16 protein-coding genes are annotated in these 16,294 nt (G+C 63.2%); 6 read left to right on the top strand and 10 right to left on the bottom strand.

Annotated features, from left to right (window positions below; genetic code table 11):
* Positions 1 to 6 precede the first annotated feature (6 nt).
* Positions 7 to 792, bottom strand: coding sequence for a helix-turn-helix domain-containing protein (locus tag AB1462_RS06750; RefSeq protein WP_315337891.1), 786 nt, complete (start codon positions 790 to 792; stop codon positions 7 to 9).
* Positions 793 to 875: 83 nt separating this feature from the next.
* Between AB1462_RS06750 and AB1462_RS06745 the strand changes: the two genes are divergently transcribed.
* Both AB1462_RS06745 and AB1462_RS06740 read left to right on the top strand, forming a co-directional pair.
* Positions 876 to 1,181 carry a DUF2834 domain-containing protein gene (locus AB1462_RS06745; RefSeq protein WP_090403559.1) on the top strand — a complete coding sequence of 102 codons (306 nt, stop codon included), beginning with the start codon at positions 876 to 878 and terminating at the stop codon, positions 1,179 to 1,181.
* Complete coding sequence (locus tag AB1462_RS06740) at positions 1,174 to 1,596, top strand: MAPEG family protein (RefSeq protein ID WP_259193033.1); 423 nt, start codon at positions 1,174 to 1,176, stop codon at positions 1,594 to 1,596. Before AB1462_RS06745 ends, AB1462_RS06740 begins: the two co-directional genes overlap by 8 nt.
* An 89-nt stretch (positions 1,597 to 1,685) precedes the next feature.
* On the opposite strand, the gene AB1462_RS06735 is transcribed toward AB1462_RS06740, so the two are convergent.
* Genes AB1462_RS06735 through AB1462_RS06725 form a run of 3 tightly spaced genes read right to left on the bottom strand, consistent with a single transcriptional unit; the run spans position 1,686 to position 4,620 of the window.
* The gene (locus AB1462_RS06735; protein ID WP_259193032.1) at positions 1,686 to 2,609 is read right to left on the bottom strand and encodes a sugar ABC transporter substrate-binding protein; all 924 of its coding nucleotides are present in this window, start codon (positions 2,607 to 2,609) and stop codon (positions 1,686 to 1,688) included.
* A 35-nt stretch (positions 2,610 to 2,644) separates the two neighbouring features.
* Complete coding sequence (locus tag AB1462_RS06730; protein ID WP_259193031.1) at positions 2,645 to 3,778, bottom strand: phytanoyl-CoA dioxygenase family protein; 1,134 nt, start codon at positions 3,776 to 3,778, stop codon at positions 2,645 to 2,647.
* On the bottom strand, positions 3,778 to 4,620 hold the full coding sequence (locus AB1462_RS06725) for an SDR family oxidoreductase (protein WP_259193030.1): 843 nt from the start codon (positions 4,618 to 4,620) through the stop codon (positions 3,778 to 3,780). The genes AB1462_RS06730 and AB1462_RS06725 overlap by 1 nt, the downstream gene beginning before the upstream one ends.
* A 122-nt stretch (positions 4,621 to 4,742) precedes the next feature.
* Here AB1462_RS06725 and AB1462_RS06720 point away from each other — a divergent pair, with 122 nt between their 5' ends.
* Both AB1462_RS06720 and iolG read left to right on the top strand, forming a co-directional pair.
* The gene (locus tag AB1462_RS06720; protein ID WP_367246413.1) at positions 4,743 to 5,768 is read left to right on the top strand and encodes a LacI family DNA-binding transcriptional regulator; all 1,026 of its coding nucleotides are present in this window, start codon (positions 4,743 to 4,745) and stop codon (positions 5,766 to 5,768) included.
* Between the two features lie 36 nt (positions 5,769 to 5,804).
* Positions 5,805 to 6,815: an inositol 2-dehydrogenase gene (gene iolG / locus AB1462_RS06715; protein ID WP_315337894.1), complete on the top strand. Its 1,011-nt coding sequence runs from the start codon at positions 5,805 to 5,807 to the stop codon at positions 6,813 to 6,815.
* Here iolG and AB1462_RS06710 read toward each other — a convergent pair.
* Together AB1462_RS06710 and AB1462_RS06705 are read right to left on the bottom strand one after the other, a co-directional pair.
* Positions 6,797 to 7,972: a GGDEF domain-containing protein gene (locus AB1462_RS06710; RefSeq protein ID WP_259193027.1), complete on the bottom strand. Its 1,176-nt coding sequence runs from the start codon at positions 7,970 to 7,972 to the stop codon at positions 6,797 to 6,799. The two genes, iolG and AB1462_RS06710, sit on opposite strands and share 19 nt — an antisense overlap.
* 109 nt (positions 7,973 to 8,081) lie before the next feature.
* The gene (locus AB1462_RS06705) at positions 8,082 to 9,293 is read right to left on the bottom strand and encodes an MFS transporter (protein WP_090403567.1); all 1,212 of its coding nucleotides are present in this window, start codon (positions 9,291 to 9,293) and stop codon (positions 8,082 to 8,084) included.
* Between the two features lie 111 nt (positions 9,294 to 9,404).
* Between AB1462_RS06705 and AB1462_RS06700 the strand changes: the two genes are divergently transcribed.
* Positions 9,405 to 10,226 carry a helix-turn-helix transcriptional regulator gene (locus tag AB1462_RS06700; RefSeq protein WP_259193026.1) on the top strand — a complete coding sequence of 274 codons (822 nt, stop codon included), beginning with the start codon at positions 9,405 to 9,407 and terminating at the stop codon, positions 10,224 to 10,226.
* Here the strand turns inward: AB1462_RS06700 and AB1462_RS06695 are convergent.
* On the bottom strand, positions 10,183 to 12,792 hold the full coding sequence (locus tag AB1462_RS06695; RefSeq protein ID WP_090403570.1) for an EAL domain-containing protein: 2,610 nt from the start codon (positions 12,790 to 12,792) through the stop codon (positions 10,183 to 10,185). The two genes, AB1462_RS06700 and AB1462_RS06695, sit on opposite strands and share 44 nt — an antisense overlap.
* A gap of 66 nt (positions 12,793 to 12,858) precedes the next feature.
* Entirely contained in the window at positions 12,859 to 13,191 is a 333-nt protein-coding gene (locus AB1462_RS06690) for a helix-turn-helix domain-containing protein (RefSeq protein ID WP_208603998.1), read from the bottom strand.
* 138 nt (positions 13,192 to 13,329) lie between these two features.
* Between AB1462_RS06690 and AB1462_RS06685 the strand changes: the two genes are divergently transcribed.
* Positions 13,330 to 14,073: an SDR family NAD(P)-dependent oxidoreductase gene (locus AB1462_RS06685; RefSeq protein WP_090403574.1), complete on the top strand. Its 744-nt coding sequence runs from the start codon at positions 13,330 to 13,332 to the stop codon at positions 14,071 to 14,073.
* Here the strand turns inward: AB1462_RS06685 and AB1462_RS06680 are convergent.
* Both AB1462_RS06680 and AB1462_RS06675 read right to left on the bottom strand, forming a co-directional pair.
* On the bottom strand, positions 14,025 to 15,230 hold the full coding sequence (locus AB1462_RS06680) for an MFS transporter (RefSeq protein ID WP_367246412.1): 1,206 nt from the start codon (positions 15,228 to 15,230) through the stop codon (positions 14,025 to 14,027). The genes AB1462_RS06685 and AB1462_RS06680 overlap by 49 nt on opposite strands.
* A complete protein-coding gene (locus AB1462_RS06675; RefSeq protein ID WP_367246410.1) occupies positions 15,227 to 16,249 on the bottom strand; it encodes an alpha/beta hydrolase in 1,023 nt (340 codons plus the stop codon). Before AB1462_RS06675 ends, AB1462_RS06680 begins: the two co-directional genes overlap by 4 nt.
* Positions 16,250 to 16,294 lie beyond the last annotated feature (45 nt).

Raw genomic sequence — 16,294 nt, 5'->3', positions numbered from 1 at the left:
GATATTTCACAAAACCAGTGCGGCATTTTCCCCATAGGCGGCGCGCATCACCTGCCAGGTGGCGTCGTCAGCGGGAATCAGATGTTCGATGCGCAGGGCGTTGAGGGTGATGTCCTGGGGCATGCCGAAGGTGGTGAAGGTGGACAGGAAGTTCAGCTCGCCCCGACTGGAGTCCAGGCGGGTCAACACCAGCGGCGGCATTTCAGCCGGCGGCGTTGTGTAGGCGGGGGCGGGCAAGCTCGCCAGTAACGCGGCCAATACGGAGTTGCCCAACGCTTCGCGGCTTGCCCGTTGCCAGGCCAGGGTGCGGATTTCTTCGGCGTTGATCAGGTGGTCGCCCAGGCCACCGGGTTGCAGCAGGGTGGTCAGCAGGTTCAGGCCTTCCATCGGCGGCGTGACCCCCACCAGTTCCAACAGCACGCCGGTACTGGCATTCGCCGCCAGCACTTCCCAGTGGCTGCCCAGCAGGATCGCCGGGGCCGGATTGTTGGCGTGCAGGACATGGCTGACCGCCTCGCGAATCGCGGTCATGGCCGGGGAGGCCAGCGGGGTGGCGGTGTAGCGGGGCGCGAAACCGGCGGCGAGGAATACGCGGTTGCATTGCTCCAGCGGTGTTTCCAGCGCGCTGAGCAGGTGATGCAAGGTGCCTGGGCTCGGCTTGGCGCGGCCGGTTTCGAGGCAACTGAGGTGGCGCTGGGAAACGCCGGTGATCAGGGCCAGGTCGAGCTGGCTCAGACCAGCCTGTCGGCGTAGCTGGCGCAGATGTTCGCCGGCAGTAGCAGGGTTATCCATGGCGTGACTATGACCTCCGAGGTCATTGCGAGGGGAGCAACCTTATCACTAGGGTGGGCCTCGATCACGTCAAGGAACAGACCATGCGCACACCTTATCTGCCACTCGCCGCCCTGCTGGGCTTTTCGCTGTACACCCTGTTCACGCTGCTCACGGCCGAACAATCACTGCTGGCCTTCGGACGGGAGTTGATGTCGCGCCCGGACACCGCGCAGGTGGTGATCGACCTGTACCTGATGGCTGCGCTGGCGTGTGTGTGGATGTACCGGGATGCACGGTCGCGGGGGCGGTCGCTGGCGTCGGTGCTGCCTTACTTCTTGCTGACGGCGGTGTTCGTCTCGGTCGGGCCGTTGCTCTACATCGTGCTGAAGGGACTTCGGGATGAATGAGCTGTTGCACATCTACGCCCTGTGCGTGCTGGTGCTGTGCCTGAAGATGTTTGGCATTTCCTGTTATCAGGGATTTTTCCGGCTTCGCGGGCTGGCGTTCACCAACCGTGAGGATGCGGCGGTCTTCAAGCGTGCTGCACATCCCGTGGAGTTACCCCAGGTGAGTCGCGCGGCCAGGGCCTGGGCCAATGACCTGGAGAATATCCCGCTGTTCTTTGTGCTCGGCGGGTTGTGTGTGGCGTTGGGCACTGCCGGTGCGACCACTGCCTGGTTGTGCGGCGGTTTCACCCTGGCGCGGATGGCCCATACGCTCATGTATCTGGCGGGATGGCAGCCGTGGCGCACGCTGGCGTATGGGCTGGGGGTGGCGTGCCTGTTCGGGCTGGGCGTAATGGTGCTTTACGCATTGCGATGAACCGCAGCGACACCCCCGGTTTTTGTGGCAAGCCCTAACGTCGTTCAGTTAAACGAAGGTTATTCACTGACTGGCATTAGGACAACCGTTTATGGGTTGAGGAATGCCTGGTAGTTGTCCTTGGTGATCTGCTGATAAGGAATGGTCAGCTCGGCGTCATACGGCTGTTTCTTGACCATCTTCACCGCCAGGTCAATCGAGCCCACTGCCTGCCCTTTGTTGTCCTGGTACGCCGTTACCAGCAATTGGCCTTTCTTCACTGCGTCCAAACCGGCCGCGCCGCCATCGCTGCCGGCCACCAGAATATCCTTGCCCGGTTGCATGCCGGCCTGGCTGATCGCCATGGCCGCGCCAATTGCCATTTCATCGGCATTCGCTGCCACGGCGTCGATTTTGCGCCCGGACACGATCCAATTGTTCATCAGGTCAATCGCCTTGCTGCGTTGCCATTCGGCGCTCTGTTCCTCGACGATCTTGATGTCGGGATAGTCCTTGAGGACGTTCTTGACCCCCAGCGTACGGTTGTGGGTGGCGTTGTTGGACAGCAGCCCGAGCATGATCGCCAGGTTGCCCTTGCCACCCATTTTCTCGGCCAGGTAGCGCATCTGGATCTCGCCGGCCTTGATCTCATCCGAGCCGACATACGCCACCCCCGGCGGCACTTCCTTGAATTCGGGACGGCGGTTGACGTACACCAATGGGATCTTGGCCTGCTGGGCATTGACGGTCATTTTCTGTGTGGCGGCGGTATCTACGGCGTTGACGATGATCGCGTCCATGCCCTGGGCGGTGAAGTTCTGCACCTGGTTAAGTTGGCGTACCACGTCGCCCTGGGCGTCTTCAAATTGCAGGGTCACGCCGGGCAGTTCCCGGGCGTGGGCGGCCATGTAGTCACGCATTTGCGCGAGAAATACGTCGTCGACCTGGGCGATGCTCACGCCGATCCGTATATCGGCCAGCGCCCAGGGGGTGATGGCGAGGGTCAAGAGTGCCGCAAGGAGTTGCTTCTTCATGGTTGTGCTCCGTTGTTTTTGTTGTTGTTAAAGCATCACGCCTGGCGCTTGGCCCGCAGTTGCGCCACGGCCGCGGCGAAGTCCTCATACGCCCAGCGTTCGTCGAGGGCTTGCAGCATGAGTTGTTGCCCGGTTTGCGGGGCCAGGCCCTGCAAGGGTGGGTCGGTGTCGAGGTTGGTGGGGAAGGCATAGCCGTCGGCGGTGCAGGCCACCACCGCTGCAATTGCCTGGGCATCCAGGGCCGTGCTGGCCAGCAGGGCCGGGTACACCGCCAGCATCATGCGGTCGCGGTCGAGGGCTTCCATGGGCTTGCCGAAGGCCGAGGAGATTTGCAGCAGGTTGGCCATGCGCTGGTGGCCGGCCGTGCGGTTGGTGCCGGCGGCGTGGAACAGCGCCGGGTTGAAAAACAGCAGGTCGCCCTTGTCCAGCGCCAGTTGCACGGCGTGCTGCTGGAAGTGCTCGATAAATTCGGGGCGCCGCCAGGCCAGGTAACCCAGGGCGTATTGCTGGGAAAACGGCAGCAACTGGGTGGGGCCGCTTTCCAGCGGCATCGCCGAGTGGGCCACCGCGCCCTGCAACGTCAGGTACTGGGACAGCACATGCAAGGGCAGGGGAAAGCGCTCCACCACCTCGGTGGTCTGGAAGCCCAGGTGATAGTCGCGGTGCGGCTGTTGCGCCTGGCCGCCGGGGTGCACAACGTTCACTTGCGCCGTCACCTGATAGCTCGGGCCCAGCCACGCCTCGGCGATCAATCCCAGCAGCGGGTTGGCGTAATACTCCACAAAGGATTGCGGCGACTGTAGCGCGGCCTTCTGCAATGAATTCCAGATACGCCCGTTACTGCCGGCCTTGGCAAAATGGTCGGCGGCCACGCCTTGGGCGGCCTCCTGGGCAAAGATCGCCTCGAACACCTGGCTGTGGCGATCCACCACTTCCAGGTCCTCATAGGCGCGGCGCACCACCATCACGCCCGGTCCATCGCGAAACAAACGGTGCAGCTCATTCATCACCGTGTGGCGGTCGCTGTTGCGCAAGGTGCAGGCCTGATAGACCGGCACGTTGCCGAGCACTTCCGCAGCCAGGGGATAGTCCTCGGCACGCGCCTGTTGCGCGCAAATCCGCTTGAAATCCTCAATGCGTACATCCTGCAGTGTCACGAATGCCGACATTACTCACCTCCCAGGCTCAGGGCATTGAAGGGCTGCGGGCTGCCGCTGTCGGTGCAGCCGACCACGCCTTGCTCCAGGTCGATCACCGCGCCGGTCATCATCCCCGACTCGCGCGACAGCAGGAACGCCACGCTTTGCGCCACCTCTTCGGGCTTGAGCAGGCGGCCGAACGGCTGCGCGCGTTCCGCCTCAGCCAACCAACCGTCCTGGGCGCCGTGGTACTGGCGCTGGATCTGATCCTCATGGGGCGTGTCCATCCAGCCGATGTTCAGGCCGTTGACGCGGATCCGGTTGCGCAGCGCACTGAACGCCACGTTCCTGGTCAGGATCGCCAGCGCACCTTTGGACGCCGCATACGCGCAAAGGAACGATTGACCACCATGCCCGGTGATGCTCTGGATGTTTACCACGGCGCCTTCCACGCCCTGGCTGATCATCAATTTCAACGCGTCCTGCATCAGGAAAAACGGCGCCCGCACATTCACCGCCATCAGCCGATCGAACAGCTCCGGCGAGGTGTCGACAATGGTGCCGCGGTCCGACATCCCAGCGCAGTTCACCAGGCCATGGAGGGTGCCGAAGTGGGTGCGCGCGGCCTCGATGATCGCGCGGCAATCCTCGACCTGTTCAAGGTCGGCCTCGACAAAAAACGCCTGGCAATCCAGCTGCGCCAACTGCCGCACCTGTTCTTCGCCCTGGGCGCGGCGCCGCCCGCAAATGATCAGCCCGGCGGCGCCGCGTCGCGCCAGGGTGTGGGCCACGGCGGCGCCCAGGCCCTGGGTGCTGCCGGTGACGACAAAATATTGGCCGTTGAACGTACTGGCGAGGTCGGCTTGAGGCATGGGGTTCTCCTGGATTGTTGTTGTTTTGATTGCCCGGCTCGACGCCGGACAAAACTGAGACTAGCATTGCAAAACCTCAGTAATACCTAAAAAAGACCTCATAAAAACCTCAGGCGAAACCCATGCTCGAACGCGCCAAACACTTCTCCATCAAGCAACTCGCGACCCAGGCGGGCGTGAGCAAGGCCACGGTCGACCGCGTGCTGCATCAGCGCGGCAGCGTGCACGGCCAGACTCGCCGACGTATCGAGCAGGCGCTGGATGAACTGGAATCCCAGGAGAAAAACGGCCTGGCGGTAGGGCGCACCTTCCATGTCGACGTGATCATGCACACCCCTCAGCGTTTCAGCGCCGCGGTGCAGGCGGCGATCACCGCGCAACTGGCCAGCCTGGCGCCGTTTCGCATCGCCCCGCGTTTTCACTTGTTCGAAGAAATCGAGCCCCAGGCCATGCACGATCAGTTGCTGCGCTGCCTCGACACCGGCAGCCAGGGCGTGGTGCTCAAGGCCGCCGACGAGCCGGCGGTGAACCAGGCCGTTAAGCACCTGATCGCGGCGGGCATCCCGGTGGTGACCCTGGTGACGGACCTGCCGCATAGCGAGCGCATCGGCTACGTCGGCATGGACAACCGCACCGCCGGCCAGACCGCCGCCTATCTGATGTCACGCTGGCTGCCAGCGTTGCCCCAGGACGTGGCGGTGGTGATCGGCAGCGAGTTGTTCCGTGGTGAAGAAGAGCGCGAGATGGGTTTCCGTGCCTGGCTGCGCGGGCGTGCCCCGCACCTGCGGGTGCTGGACGTCAGCGGCGGCTATGGCGTGTACCCGCGCACCTTCGAACGGGTCACCCAGGCGCTGCAACAGCATCCCGACCTCAAGGCGGTGTACAGCGTCGGCGGCGGCAACCGTGCGATTGTCGATGCCTTCGCCGCCCTTGATCGCCCGCTGGAGGTGTTTATCGGCCACGACCTCGACGAAGAAAACCGCCAACTGCTGCTGGACGAAAAAATCGCCGCGATCATCGATCACAACCTGCAGATCGATGCCCGCCACGTGTTCCTGCACATCCTGCAATACCACCGGTTGTGGAAGGCCGGGCCGATTGCACCGTCACAGGTGCAGATCGTCACCCCGTTCAACCTGCCGGACTGAGCACTCCCCCCAAACAACAAAATCAGGAGTTCAACCATGCTACGTATCGCCGTCCTAGGTGCCGGGCGCATCGCCAAGATCCACGCCGCCAATGTCGCCGCCCACCCGAATGCCACGCTGGTGCTGGTGGCCGATCCCTGGCGCGAAGGCGTCGATGCGCTCAGCAGCCAACTGGGCTGCGAGGCGGCCTACGATTGCGCCGCCGTCCTCACGCGCAAAGATATCGACGCCGTGGTCATCGGCACCCCCACCGACACCCATATCGACCTGCTGTTGGCGGCGGTCGCCGAGGGCAAGGCGGTACTGTGCGAGAAGCCCATCGACCTCGATATTGCCAAGGCCCGCAGCGCCGCCCAGGCCGTGGAGCGCCAGGGCGGCAAGGTGATGCTCGGCTTCAATCGCCGCTTCGACCCCGACATGCTACGCCTGCGCCAGGCCCTGGATGCCGGCCAGATCGGCGCAGTGCGCCAAGTGATCATCACCAGCCGCGACCCAGGCCTGGCCCCGCGTGACTACCTGGAACACTCCGGCGGCATCCTGCGCGACATGACCATCCATGACTTCGACACCGCCCGCCACCTGCTCGGCGAGGAACCGGTGGAGGTCAGCGCCATCGCCAGCCGCCTGGTGGACCCGAGCCTGGAACAGATTGACGACTACGACAGCGTGATGGTCCTGCTGCGCACCGCCTCCGGCAAGCAATGCCATATCAACTGCTGCCGCCAGGCGGTGTACGGCTACGACCAGCGGGTGGAGGTGTCCGGCGCGCTGGGTGTGCTGCTCACCGACAACCATCGCCCCAGCACCCTGCGCCACTGGAGCGCCGACCACACCGAAGCGCTGGAACCGTTGCAGCACTTCTTTCTGGAGCGTTACGCGGATGCCTATCGCAATGAGCTGACCCAGTTTATCGATGCGCTGAACAACGGTCAGGCACTGCCCACCAGCGTGCGCGATGGGTTGTATGCGCTGCATCTGGCGGATTGTGCGTTGGAGTCGGTGAGGACGGGGTGCAGTGTGGCGGTCAATTACGACCTTTCGCTGTAGGAACCAGACCCCGTCCGATCCACCAACCGGATGCAATCCCGTCCGCCACGCTTGGACTCATACAGCGTGGTGTCCCCCTGTTCGATCAGTGCTGCCAGGCTGGCCTGCGGTTGGTCGAACAGGTTGGCGCCAATGCTCAGGGTCACCGGCGCAGGCGTGGTGAAGGTATGCGCGGCCAGTTGCTGAAACTGTTCGCGCAGGCTGCTGCCCAGTTCAACGATCTGCTCGGTCGAGGCCGAGTGCAGCAGGATCACGAATTCGTCCCCACCCAGGCGTGCGGCCAATGCGCCTTGGGGGACCACGCCGCGGATCATTTCGCTCAATGCGATCAGCAGGCGGTCGCCGGCGGTATGGCCGTGGAGGTCGTTGACCGACTTGAAGTTGTCGATGTCGATCAGCAGCAGGGCACCCGGGTGTTGCGCCGACACCTGGGCCAGCAGGCGCGGCGCGCGCAGGTCCAGGGCGCGGCGGTTGTAGAGGGCGGTGAGCGGGTCGCGGGCGGCGAGGCGGGCGATCTGCTGCTCGCGGCGGTAGCGTTCGGAGCCGGTCATCGACAGCGCAATCAGCATGATCGCCATGGCGCCTTCCACCAGGGACACCTGGATGATCTCGCCCTTGAACGCGGCGAGGTCGATCAAGGTGCCGGGGATCACCACCGACAGCGCCTTGGCCACGTAGAACACTCCGTGGATCAGCAGCACATAGCGCAGTTGCACCGCGCCGATGCTCAATGATCGGCCATGGGGGCGCAGCAGGAAACTGGCGCGCAGGGTCGGCAGCGCGACCAGCAGCGACTGCACGCCCAGCATGGCTTTGGACCACGGCAGGTCGGTCGGGAGCATCAGCATGCCCAGCCAGACGACCAGCATCAGCAGCCACAGCGGTGACAGGCGCACATGGGTAAAACGTGCGACACCGAGCAAAAACAGGCAGTGCGCGGCCACCAGCAAGCCGTTGGCAAACCAGATGCCGATGAGCAAGTAGCCATTGATGCGCAGCAGGGCCAGGGTGGAGCCGACGGTGATGGTGGCGAAACCGGCGCTCCAGAACAACAGCGAAGGTTCGCGCACGCTGCGCCATTCGATAGCCAGGTACAGGGCGGCAGCGGCGGCCAGGGCAACCGTGAGTGCCAAAATCGTGGGAGGGTCGAGCGTCATTTCGTGCCGGGTCTGCCTGGGTGTGCGTTTAGACCGGGATTGTAAGCGCACACGCAGGTTTTTCAGAGCACAAAGGATAATGGCATACAGCCATCCGATAATCGGCGGTCTAGACGCCTTTGGTCGACGGCAGCAGTATCGTCAGGATCCCCACCAGCGGCAGGAACGAACACAGCGTGTAGACGTACTCGATGCCGTGGCTGTCGGCGAGCAGGCCGAGCAAGGCCGCACCAATCCCGCTGAAGCCGAACATCAGGCCGAAAAAGATCCCGGCGATCATGCCGACGTTTCCGGGCACCAGTTCCTGGGCGAACACCACGATGGCCGAGAACGCCGAGGCGAGGATAAAGCCGATCACCACGCTGAGCACGGCGGTCCAGAACAGGTCGACGTAGGGCAGGGCCAGGGTGAACGGCGCGGCGCCGAGGATCGAGAACCAGATGACTTTCTTGCGCCCGATCTTGTCGCCGATCGGTCCACCCGCGAAGGTGCCTACGGCCACCGCACCGAGGAACAGGAACAGGTACATCTGGGAACTCGATACCGACAGGTGGAATTTTTCAATCAGGTAGAACGTAAAGTAGCTGGTCAGGCTGGTCATGTAGAAGTACTTGGAGAACACCAGCACCGCCAGCACCACCAGGGCAAACGTCACGCGGCCTTTGGACAAGCCGTGGGTGGCTTTGCCGCCTTGCTTGAGCTTGAACAGGTTGAGGTGGTTGCGGTACCAGCGGCTCAAGCCGTACAGCACCAGGATCGCGAACACGGCAAACAGTCCGAACCAGGCGATGTTGCCTTGGCCATAGGGAATGATGATCGCCGCCGCGAGCAGCGGCCCCAACGCGCTGCCGGTGTTGCCGCCGACCTGGAAGGTCGATTGCGCCAGGCCATAGCGCCCGCCGGAGGCCAGGCGCGCGACGCGCGAGGTTTCCGGGTGGAAGGTCGATGAGCCGACGCCCACCAGGGCTGCCGCCAGCAGGATCGCCGGGAAGCTGCCGACAAACGCCAGCATCAGGATGCCGACCAGCGTGCAGACCATGCCCGCCGGCAGCAGCCACGGCTTGGGATACCGGTCGGTGTGGTAACCGATCCAGGGTTGCAGCAGCGAGGCGGTCAGTTGGAAGGTCAGGGTGATCAGGCCGACCTGGGTAAAGCTCAGCCCGTAATTGGCCTTGAGCATCGGATAGATCGACGGCAGAACGGCCTGGATCAGGTCGTTGATCAGATGCGCCAGGGCGCAGGCGCCGAGGATACGCATGACTAACGGGCTTACTTGAGGCGGACTCGATGTAGCGGCAGGTGATGCGGTCAAGGTCGACATGCAGGCATTCCATACAAGGCAGCGAACTGGGGCAGCGAGTACTTAAGCTCGCGGCCTATTTCAATTTGTTTCGGAGCTAATGTTTCGGAGCTTATGCTAGATTCGGCAAAAATGCCTGTCTCGCGTAATTCGGGCGGCAACCATCGTAAAAAGGGCGAAATGATCAAATCACTGGATAAATTTTTGCAGGAGATCGATGAGGGCGCCTGGGCCGTCATCAGTTCGGCCACCGATTATCCGGAAAACTGGGTGATCCCCGAACACAGCCACGAGAAGCACCAATTACTCTACGCCACCGAAGGCGTGATGGTGGTGCATTCGGCGCACAACCAATGGACGGTGCCGCCCAATCGCGGCTTCTGGATGCCCTGCGGGCATGTGCATTCCCTGCGCTGTGTGGGCGCGCTGAAGATGCGCAGCGTGTTTGTACGCCCCGACAGTTTCCCCAACCTGCCGACCGAGACCAAGGCGGTGAGTATCTCGCCGCTGCTGAGCGAGCTGATCAAGGCCTCGGTGAGTTTGAAACCGCCGTATGCCGAAGACTCACGGGATGCACGGATCATGCACCTGATCCTCGACGAACTCGCGCTGTTGCCGGCCTTGCCGCTGTCGCTGCCGCAACCGGCCGACCCGCGAATCAACCAGATCTGCCTGGCGTGGCAGGATGATCCGGGCGACGCCTCCACCGTGGCGGATTGGAGCGAGCGCCTGGCGCTCGACCAGAAAACCATCCAGCGCCTGTTCCGCAAGGAAACCGGCATGACGTTCGGCCAATGGCGCCAGCAGGCGCGGCTGCTGCTGGCATTGGAGCGCATTGCGGTGGGTCAGAAGATTATCGACGTGGCCCTGGAGCTGGGCTACGAAAGCCCAAGCGCCTTTACCAGCATGTTCAAGAAACAGTTTGGCAAGACGCCGAGTCATTTTTTCCGCTGACGCCGTCGGTATACACGTCCAGCAGGCTATTGAAGGCATTGAGGTCCAGCGGCCGGCTGAGGAAGTAGCCTTGGCCCTCTTCACAGTCCACCGCCTTGAGCAGGGCCAGGTGTTCGGCGGTTTCAATGCCCTCGGCGGTGACCGTCAGCGCGAGGGCGCGACCCAGGCCCACGATGGCCTGGATGATCGCCTTGTCGTCGGCACTGTCCTCCAGTCGGGTCAGGAAACTGCGGTCGATTTTCAAACCATCGAACGGGAACGCACGCAGGTAGCTCAGGGACGAATAGCCGGTGCCGAAGTCATCCATGGCAATACGGATGCCCAGCTGCTTGAGCGTGCGCATCACCTCAAGTGCGCCGACGGCATCCTCGAGCATGACGCTTTCGGTCATTTCCAGCTCCAGGCGAGCAGGGTCGATGCCGGAGGCGTCCAGGGCGTAGCGCACGCGCTCCACCAGGTTGCCGCGCTTGAACTCGGTGGGTGACAGGTTCACCGAGACGAACAGCGTGTCCGGCCACTGTGCCGCGCATGCACACGCGGTTTCGAGCACCCAGTCGCTCAGCGACAGGATCAGCCCCGACTCTTCGGCAATCGGAATAAAGGTGTCCGGCGCGATCAGGCCGCGCACCGGATGCTGCCAGCGCACCAGGGCTTCGGCGCCGACCATCTGCCCATCGGCAATCCGGTAGCGCGGCTGGAAATGCAGGCGCAGTTCGGCGTGCTTGATCGCGAAGCGCAGATCGCTCTCCAGGCGCCGCCGCTCGATGATCCGCGTATTCATTTCCCCGGAGTAAAAGCGCCAGGTATTGCGCCCGGCAGCCTTGGCCTCATACAGCGCAATATCGGCATAACGCAGCAGTTCGGTGGCGTCGCTGGCGTCGTTGGGGGCCATGGCAATGCCGATACTGGCACTGATGAACACCTCTTGTTCGTCGATTTTGATCGTCTGCTCGATGGACTCGATCAAGCGACTGCACAGGCTTTCGACTTCGTCCGGGGTGCCGGCTTCGCTGAGGATCAGCACAAACTCATCGCCGCCGACGCGGGCGACCAGATCACCATGGCGCACGCAGTCGGCCAGGCGGCCGGACACTTCATTGAGCACCCGATCACCCGCAGCGTGGCCGAGCAGGTCATTGACCGGCTTGAACCGGTCCAGGTCGAGACTGAGCATCACCAGCGGCTGCTCCGCAGTGGGCAGGGCCTTGAGTTTGCCGTCCAGGAACGCTTGCAGGCGCGTGCGGTTGGGCAGCCCGGTGAGGGTGTCGTGCTGGGACAGGTATTCGATGCGCCGGCGGGATTCGACTTCTTCAGTCACATCGGTGGCCGTACCACGAAAACCGCCGCAGGGCATTTCCCGCGCCGACAGTCGGGTGGTGCGTTCCTGTCCCTGGGCGTCCATATAGCGACACTGCACGCTGATGTCCACGCGCCGGCCCGGGGTGCTCAACCATTGCGACAGCAGGCCGGCTTCGGTGTCCAGCAGGTCGCTCATCGCAGCCCCGAGCCAGGCTTGGCGGGCCAGGCCGGTGACGCTTTCGAAGCGCTCCGACAGGTAGGTAAAACGCCAATCGGCGTCGATCTCCCAGACCCAGTCGGAACTCGCCTCCACCACATCGCGAAAGCGTGCTTCGCTGGTGGCCAGGGCATTCTGGCTGTCCAGCAGTGAGGTGTGGCTGGCGTCCAGGGCGAGGGCGGCGGCGGTGGTGCGGCGCAGAATCACCCAGGTCATCAGGCACACCAGCAGCGCCGCCAGCCCCAGCAGCGGCAGGCCTACGCCCATCAGCCGCAGGCCGGGTCGCGCAGGCTCCCAGTGCAGGCTACCGGCGGCGCCGTTATCGCCGAGGGGGAAAACCAGGGTCTTGCCGATGTCATCGGGCGTGGCGACATGCAGCTTGCCCACGCCGAAATCATCGCCGATCGCCGTCAGTTTGGCGCTGTTGAGGACGTCGACGAAGATCAACACCGAGGCCGGCCGGCCATCGGGCTCGACCGTGGGGTCGGTGCCGGGCGTGATCGCGGCAGCGGCCACCAGCGCGGGGCTGCCGCGAACGTTGATGAAGGCCGTGACCGGTGTTTCGTTTTCAGCCCCGGCGCGCGCCTGCTCGATAATCTCGGTCAGGGGTTGGTCGAGCCACTGCGAGAGATCGATGGTTTGCAGTTCGCCCTTGATCACCGAGTAAACCGTGCGGTTGTCGTCGTTGACCACAAACAGGCCCTGAAAACCGAAGTCCTCATACATCGTGGGCCCGACGTTGCCGCGTGTGTAGGCCCAATCGGTATCGACCTGCATGTGCAGGTGCTTGTAGGCATCGCTCCAGAAGGCGTAATCCTTGACGGTTACCCGCAGGGACTTCTCCAGGGATTGCACCGCTTTACGGGTGTAGAACGCGCTTTCTTCCTGCTCGGCGTGGTCCAGCTCATGGGCGAGGTAAACCAGCGAGTACGCGGCCGCTGTAAATACCAGGGCCAGCAAGACCATGAAATTGAACAGCGACGTCCGTGTCAGCGACAGGCTGGTGCGATTGGAGAGCTTGCGCACAATAGGGGCGAGAGAGTTCGGCATAGTTTCCCGCAGGACGTCGCTGCAAGTAAGGGATATGCCTGGGTATCGGCGGCCTGGGCAAAATAATTAGCGCTTCAGCGCCGTGCGCCCCCGAGGGTTGGGCTTCACTGGAACGCTGTCGCCGTACTCGCTCCACCACTGCATCAACGCCTGCATCGTCGGCCCCAGTGCACGGGCCTTTTCGGTCATTTCATATTCGACTCGAGGCGGTACTTCGGCAAATACGGTGCGGGTTACCAGACCGTCGTTTTCCAGTTCGCGCAGTTGCGCGGTGAGCATGTGCTGGGTGATGCCACTGATCGCCTTGCGCAGCTCGCCAAAGCGGTAAACGCGCTGATTCAACAGCCACATGATCTCCAGTTTCCACTTGCCCGAAAGCAGCGCGAAGGCACGCCGCATTTCTTCATGCATATTGAGTTTTTCAACGCTTTTAGTCTGGTTTTCCATACTAACTGCCACTTTTTCATCCTACTTGTGCGAATTCATCTTGGCGCCGATCTTAGCTGAAATTCAGCCCCCATAGATTGGAGAACACACATGTCCCGACTCAACGCAAAAGTCGCGATCGTCACCGGTGCCGGGCGCGGTATCGGCCGCGCCACGGCCAAACTGTTCGCGGCCGAGGGCGCCAAGGTCGCCGTGGTGTCGCGCACTCCGGAAAATGTCGCGCGGGTGGTGGCCGACATCCAGGCCGCCGGCGGCACCGCGCTTGGCGTGGTGTGCGACCTGGCCGATGCGGCGCAGGTCAGCGCGGCGGTAGCGAACGTCGTGGCCACCTATGGCGGCATCGACATCCTGGTCAACAATGCATTCGACCCGTCGGTGGTGTTTTCCTCGGTGCTCGAGCTGCCGGTCGAACAACTGCAACGCAACCTGGACATGGGCCCGATCGCCTACCTGCGCACCATGCAAGCCTGCTACCCGTACCTCAAGGCCAGCGGCGCTGGGCGGGTGATCAACTTCGGCTCGCTGGCCGGCATCATCGGCATGCAAGGCTACGCGCCCTACAACATGGCCAAGGAGGCGGTACGTGCACTGACGCGTTCGGCCGCGCGGGAGTGGGGCGTGGATAACATCACCGTCAATAACCTGCTGCCGGTGGCCGATACCTGGGGCGATAGCTATGACGCCCCGGCGCCGACCAATGTGCTCGGGCGTTATGGTTCGCCGGAAGACGACATCGCCCCCGTGGCGCTGTTCCTGGCCAGCCAGGACGCGCAGTTCATCACCGGCTACAGCCTGACACCGGATGGCGGACAGATCATCGACAGCGCGCGTTGACTGACGCGTGCAGCGGCCCAGGCGAGCATCGCTGCGATGCACAGTAGCGCGGCGCTCAAGGCAAACGTTGCCTGGTAGCCGGACAGGTCAAACACCACGCCGCCCAGCGTCGCACCGCCAGCGATTGCCAATTGGATGATTGCGACCATCAAGCCGCCCCCTGCCTCGGCATCGTCAGGCAGGGTTCTTGCCAGCCAGGTCCACCAGCCCACCGGCGCGGCGGTGGCCACCAGGCCCCACACACCGAGGAGCGCGGCGGTGATAACGGTCGAGCTGCCGAACGCCACCAACGCCAGGGCAATCAACGCCATCAATACGGGAATGGCAATCAGCGTGGGGTACAGGCTGTGCTTCAGCAAGCGCTCGATCAGCAGCGTGCCCGCCAGGCCGGCCAGCCCGAGTACCAGCAACATCAACGACAGCAGCGACACACTCACCTGGGTAACACCTTCCAGAAACGGACGCAGGTAGGTGAACAGCATGAACTGGCCCATGAAAAACACGCTGACGGCCAGCATGCCCAGGGCCACCGGGGCACGCTTGATCAAGCGCAACAGGTTGCCGTTGTCGGCCTGGCTGCGGGGCGTGATCGACGGCAGGCTCAACAGCAGCCACAGCACCGCGACCACGGCCACCGGCACCACGCAGAAAAACGCACCACGCCAGCCGATCAAACCACCGAGGAAGCTGCCCAGCGGTGCCGCGATCACGGTTGCCAGTGCGTTCCCGCCATTGACGATTGCCAAGGCGCGCGGCACCTGGCCCTCGGGCACCAGGCGCATGGCAGTGGCTGCCGACAGCGACCAGAAGCCGCCGATGGCAACACCGATCAGGGCGCGGCCCAGCATGAAGATCAGGTAGTTCGGCGCGAATGCCACCACGCTGCCGGAAACGATCATCAGCAAGGTCAGCGCGACCAGCAGGCGCTTGCGATCCACGCGCGCCGCCACTCGGGCGATCACCAGGCTGGTGAGCAAGGCAAACAGGCCCGACACCGAAATGCCCTGGCCGGCCTGGCCTTGGCTGATACCCAGGTCGGCGGCCAGCGGGGTCAGCAGGCTGACCGGCATGAACTCCGAGGCGACCAGGGCAAAGGCCGCCAGGGACAGGGCGAAGACTGCGCCCCAGCGGGGCGCGTGAGGGGTTATCGAGATCACTTCAAGTTACTTTTGAAGAAGCTGGTGAGCTTGGCGAAGGGGATCAGGTTGACCCGATCGTAGAGGTCCACGTGGCCGGCGTTCGGGATGATCACCAGCTCCTTGGGCTCGGCCGCACGGTTGTAGGCGTCTTCGCTGAACTCGCGGGAGTGCGCATCCGCACCGGTAATCAGTAACAGTGGGCGGGGCGAGAGCGTCTCGATGTCGTTGAACGGATAGAAGTTCATGAACTTCACGTTGCTGGTCAGCGTCGGCATGGTGGTGGTCTGCGGCGACGCGCCGGCTGGTGTGACTTCGCCGCGTGGTGTGCGGTAGAAATCGAAAAACTCATCGCCAATCGGGTTGCCGGTCAGCTTGAGCGGCGTGCCGCTGGTGTAGAGGGTCTCGCCGCCCTGGAATTCCACGTAACGCTGGTTGGCCGCCTGCACCAGCACGTGCTGGCGTTGCTCCGCGGTCATGCCGTGCTTGAGGCCGTTGCGGTTGGCGGCGCCCATGTCGTACATGCTGACGGTGGCGATGGCCTTGAGGCGTGGGTCGATCTTTGCCGCCGCGATGGCAAAGCTGCCGCTGCCGCAAATGCCGATCACGCCGATGCGCTCACGGTCGACCATTGGCCGGGTGCCGAGGAAGTCCACGGCGGCGCTGAAGTCTTCGGTGTAGAGGTCGGGCAGCACCGCATTGCGTGGTGTGCCTGCGCTTTCGCCCCAGAACGACAGGTCCAGCGACAAGGTGACAAAGCCCTGTTCGGCCATTTTGGTGGCATAGAGGTTGGCGCTCTGTTCTTTGACGGCGCCCATCGGGTGGCCGACGATCAGGGCGGCATTCTTCGAGGCCGGGGCGAGTTGTTTGGGCACGAACAGGTTGCCCGCCACCGGCATGCCGTATTGATTGTTGAAGGTGACTTTTTCGACGGTCACCTTGTCGCTTGTGTAGAAGTTGTTTGCACCGTTGGACATGTCGGCTCCCAGAGTAGAGAACGAAATCACCAGCAGACTCAGGGTGAGCAAGAGGCTTTTCATGGATGGATCCTTGAGAAGGGGGTCGGCACATTTTCCTGGTGTGAC

Origin of the sequence: Pseudomonas sp. SB113, assembly GCF_040754745.1 — a bacterium.
Classification (GTDB): Bacteria; Pseudomonadota; Gammaproteobacteria; order Pseudomonadales; family Pseudomonadaceae; genus Aquipseudomonas; species Aquipseudomonas grimontii.
This window is presented reverse-complemented; position numbering and strand designations above follow the sequence as displayed.

Coding starts and splice junctions, on each gene's coding strand:
- AB1462_RS06735 (WP_259193032.1), bottom strand. CDS start 2,609: ATGAAGAAGCAACTCCTTGCGGCACTCTTGACCCTCGCCATCACCCCC.
- AB1462_RS06740 (WP_259193033.1), top strand. CDS start 1,174: ATGAATGAGCTGTTGCACATCTACGCCCTGTGCGTGCTGGTGCTGTGC.
- AB1462_RS06745 (WP_090403559.1), top strand. CDS start 876: ATGCGCACACCTTATCTGCCACTCGCCGCCCTGCTGGGCTTTTCGCTG.
- AB1462_RS06700 (WP_259193026.1), top strand. CDS start 9,405: ATGCCTGTCTCGCGTAATTCGGGCGGCAACCATCGTAAAAAGGGCGAA.
- AB1462_RS06695 (WP_090403570.1), bottom strand. CDS start 12,792: ATGCCGAACTCTCTCGCCCCTATTGTGCGCAAGCTCTCCAATCGCACC.
- iolG (WP_315337894.1), top strand. CDS start 5,805: ATGCTACGTATCGCCGTCCTAGGTGCCGGGCGCATCGCCAAGATCCAC.
- AB1462_RS06710 (WP_259193027.1), bottom strand. CDS start 7,972: ATGACGCTCGACCCTCCCACGATTTTGGCACTCACGGTTGCCCTGGCC.
- AB1462_RS06685 (WP_090403574.1), top strand. CDS start 13,330: ATGTCCCGACTCAACGCAAAAGTCGCGATCGTCACCGGTGCCGGGCGC.
- AB1462_RS06675 (WP_367246410.1), bottom strand. CDS start 16,249: ATGAAAAGCCTCTTGCTCACCCTGAGTCTGCTGGTGATTTCGTTCTCT.
- AB1462_RS06730 (WP_259193031.1), bottom strand. CDS start 3,778: ATGTCGGCATTCGTGACACTGCAGGATGTACGCATTGAGGATTTCAAG.
- AB1462_RS06690 (WP_208603998.1), bottom strand. CDS start 13,191: ATGCGGCGTGCCTTCGCGCTGCTTTCGGGCAAGTGGAAACTGGAGATC.
- AB1462_RS06720 (WP_367246413.1), top strand. CDS start 4,743: ATGCTCGAACGCGCCAAACACTTCTCCATCAAGCAACTCGCGACCCAG.
- AB1462_RS06750 (WP_315337891.1), bottom strand. CDS start 792: ATGGATAACCCTGCTACTGCCGGCGAACATCTGCGCCAGCTACGCCGA.
- AB1462_RS06725 (WP_259193030.1), bottom strand. CDS start 4,620: ATGCCTCAAGCCGACCTCGCCAGTACGTTCAACGGCCAATATTTTGTC.
- AB1462_RS06705 (WP_090403567.1), bottom strand. CDS start 9,293: ATGTCGACCTTGACCGCATCACCTGCCGCTACATCGAGTCCGCCTCAA.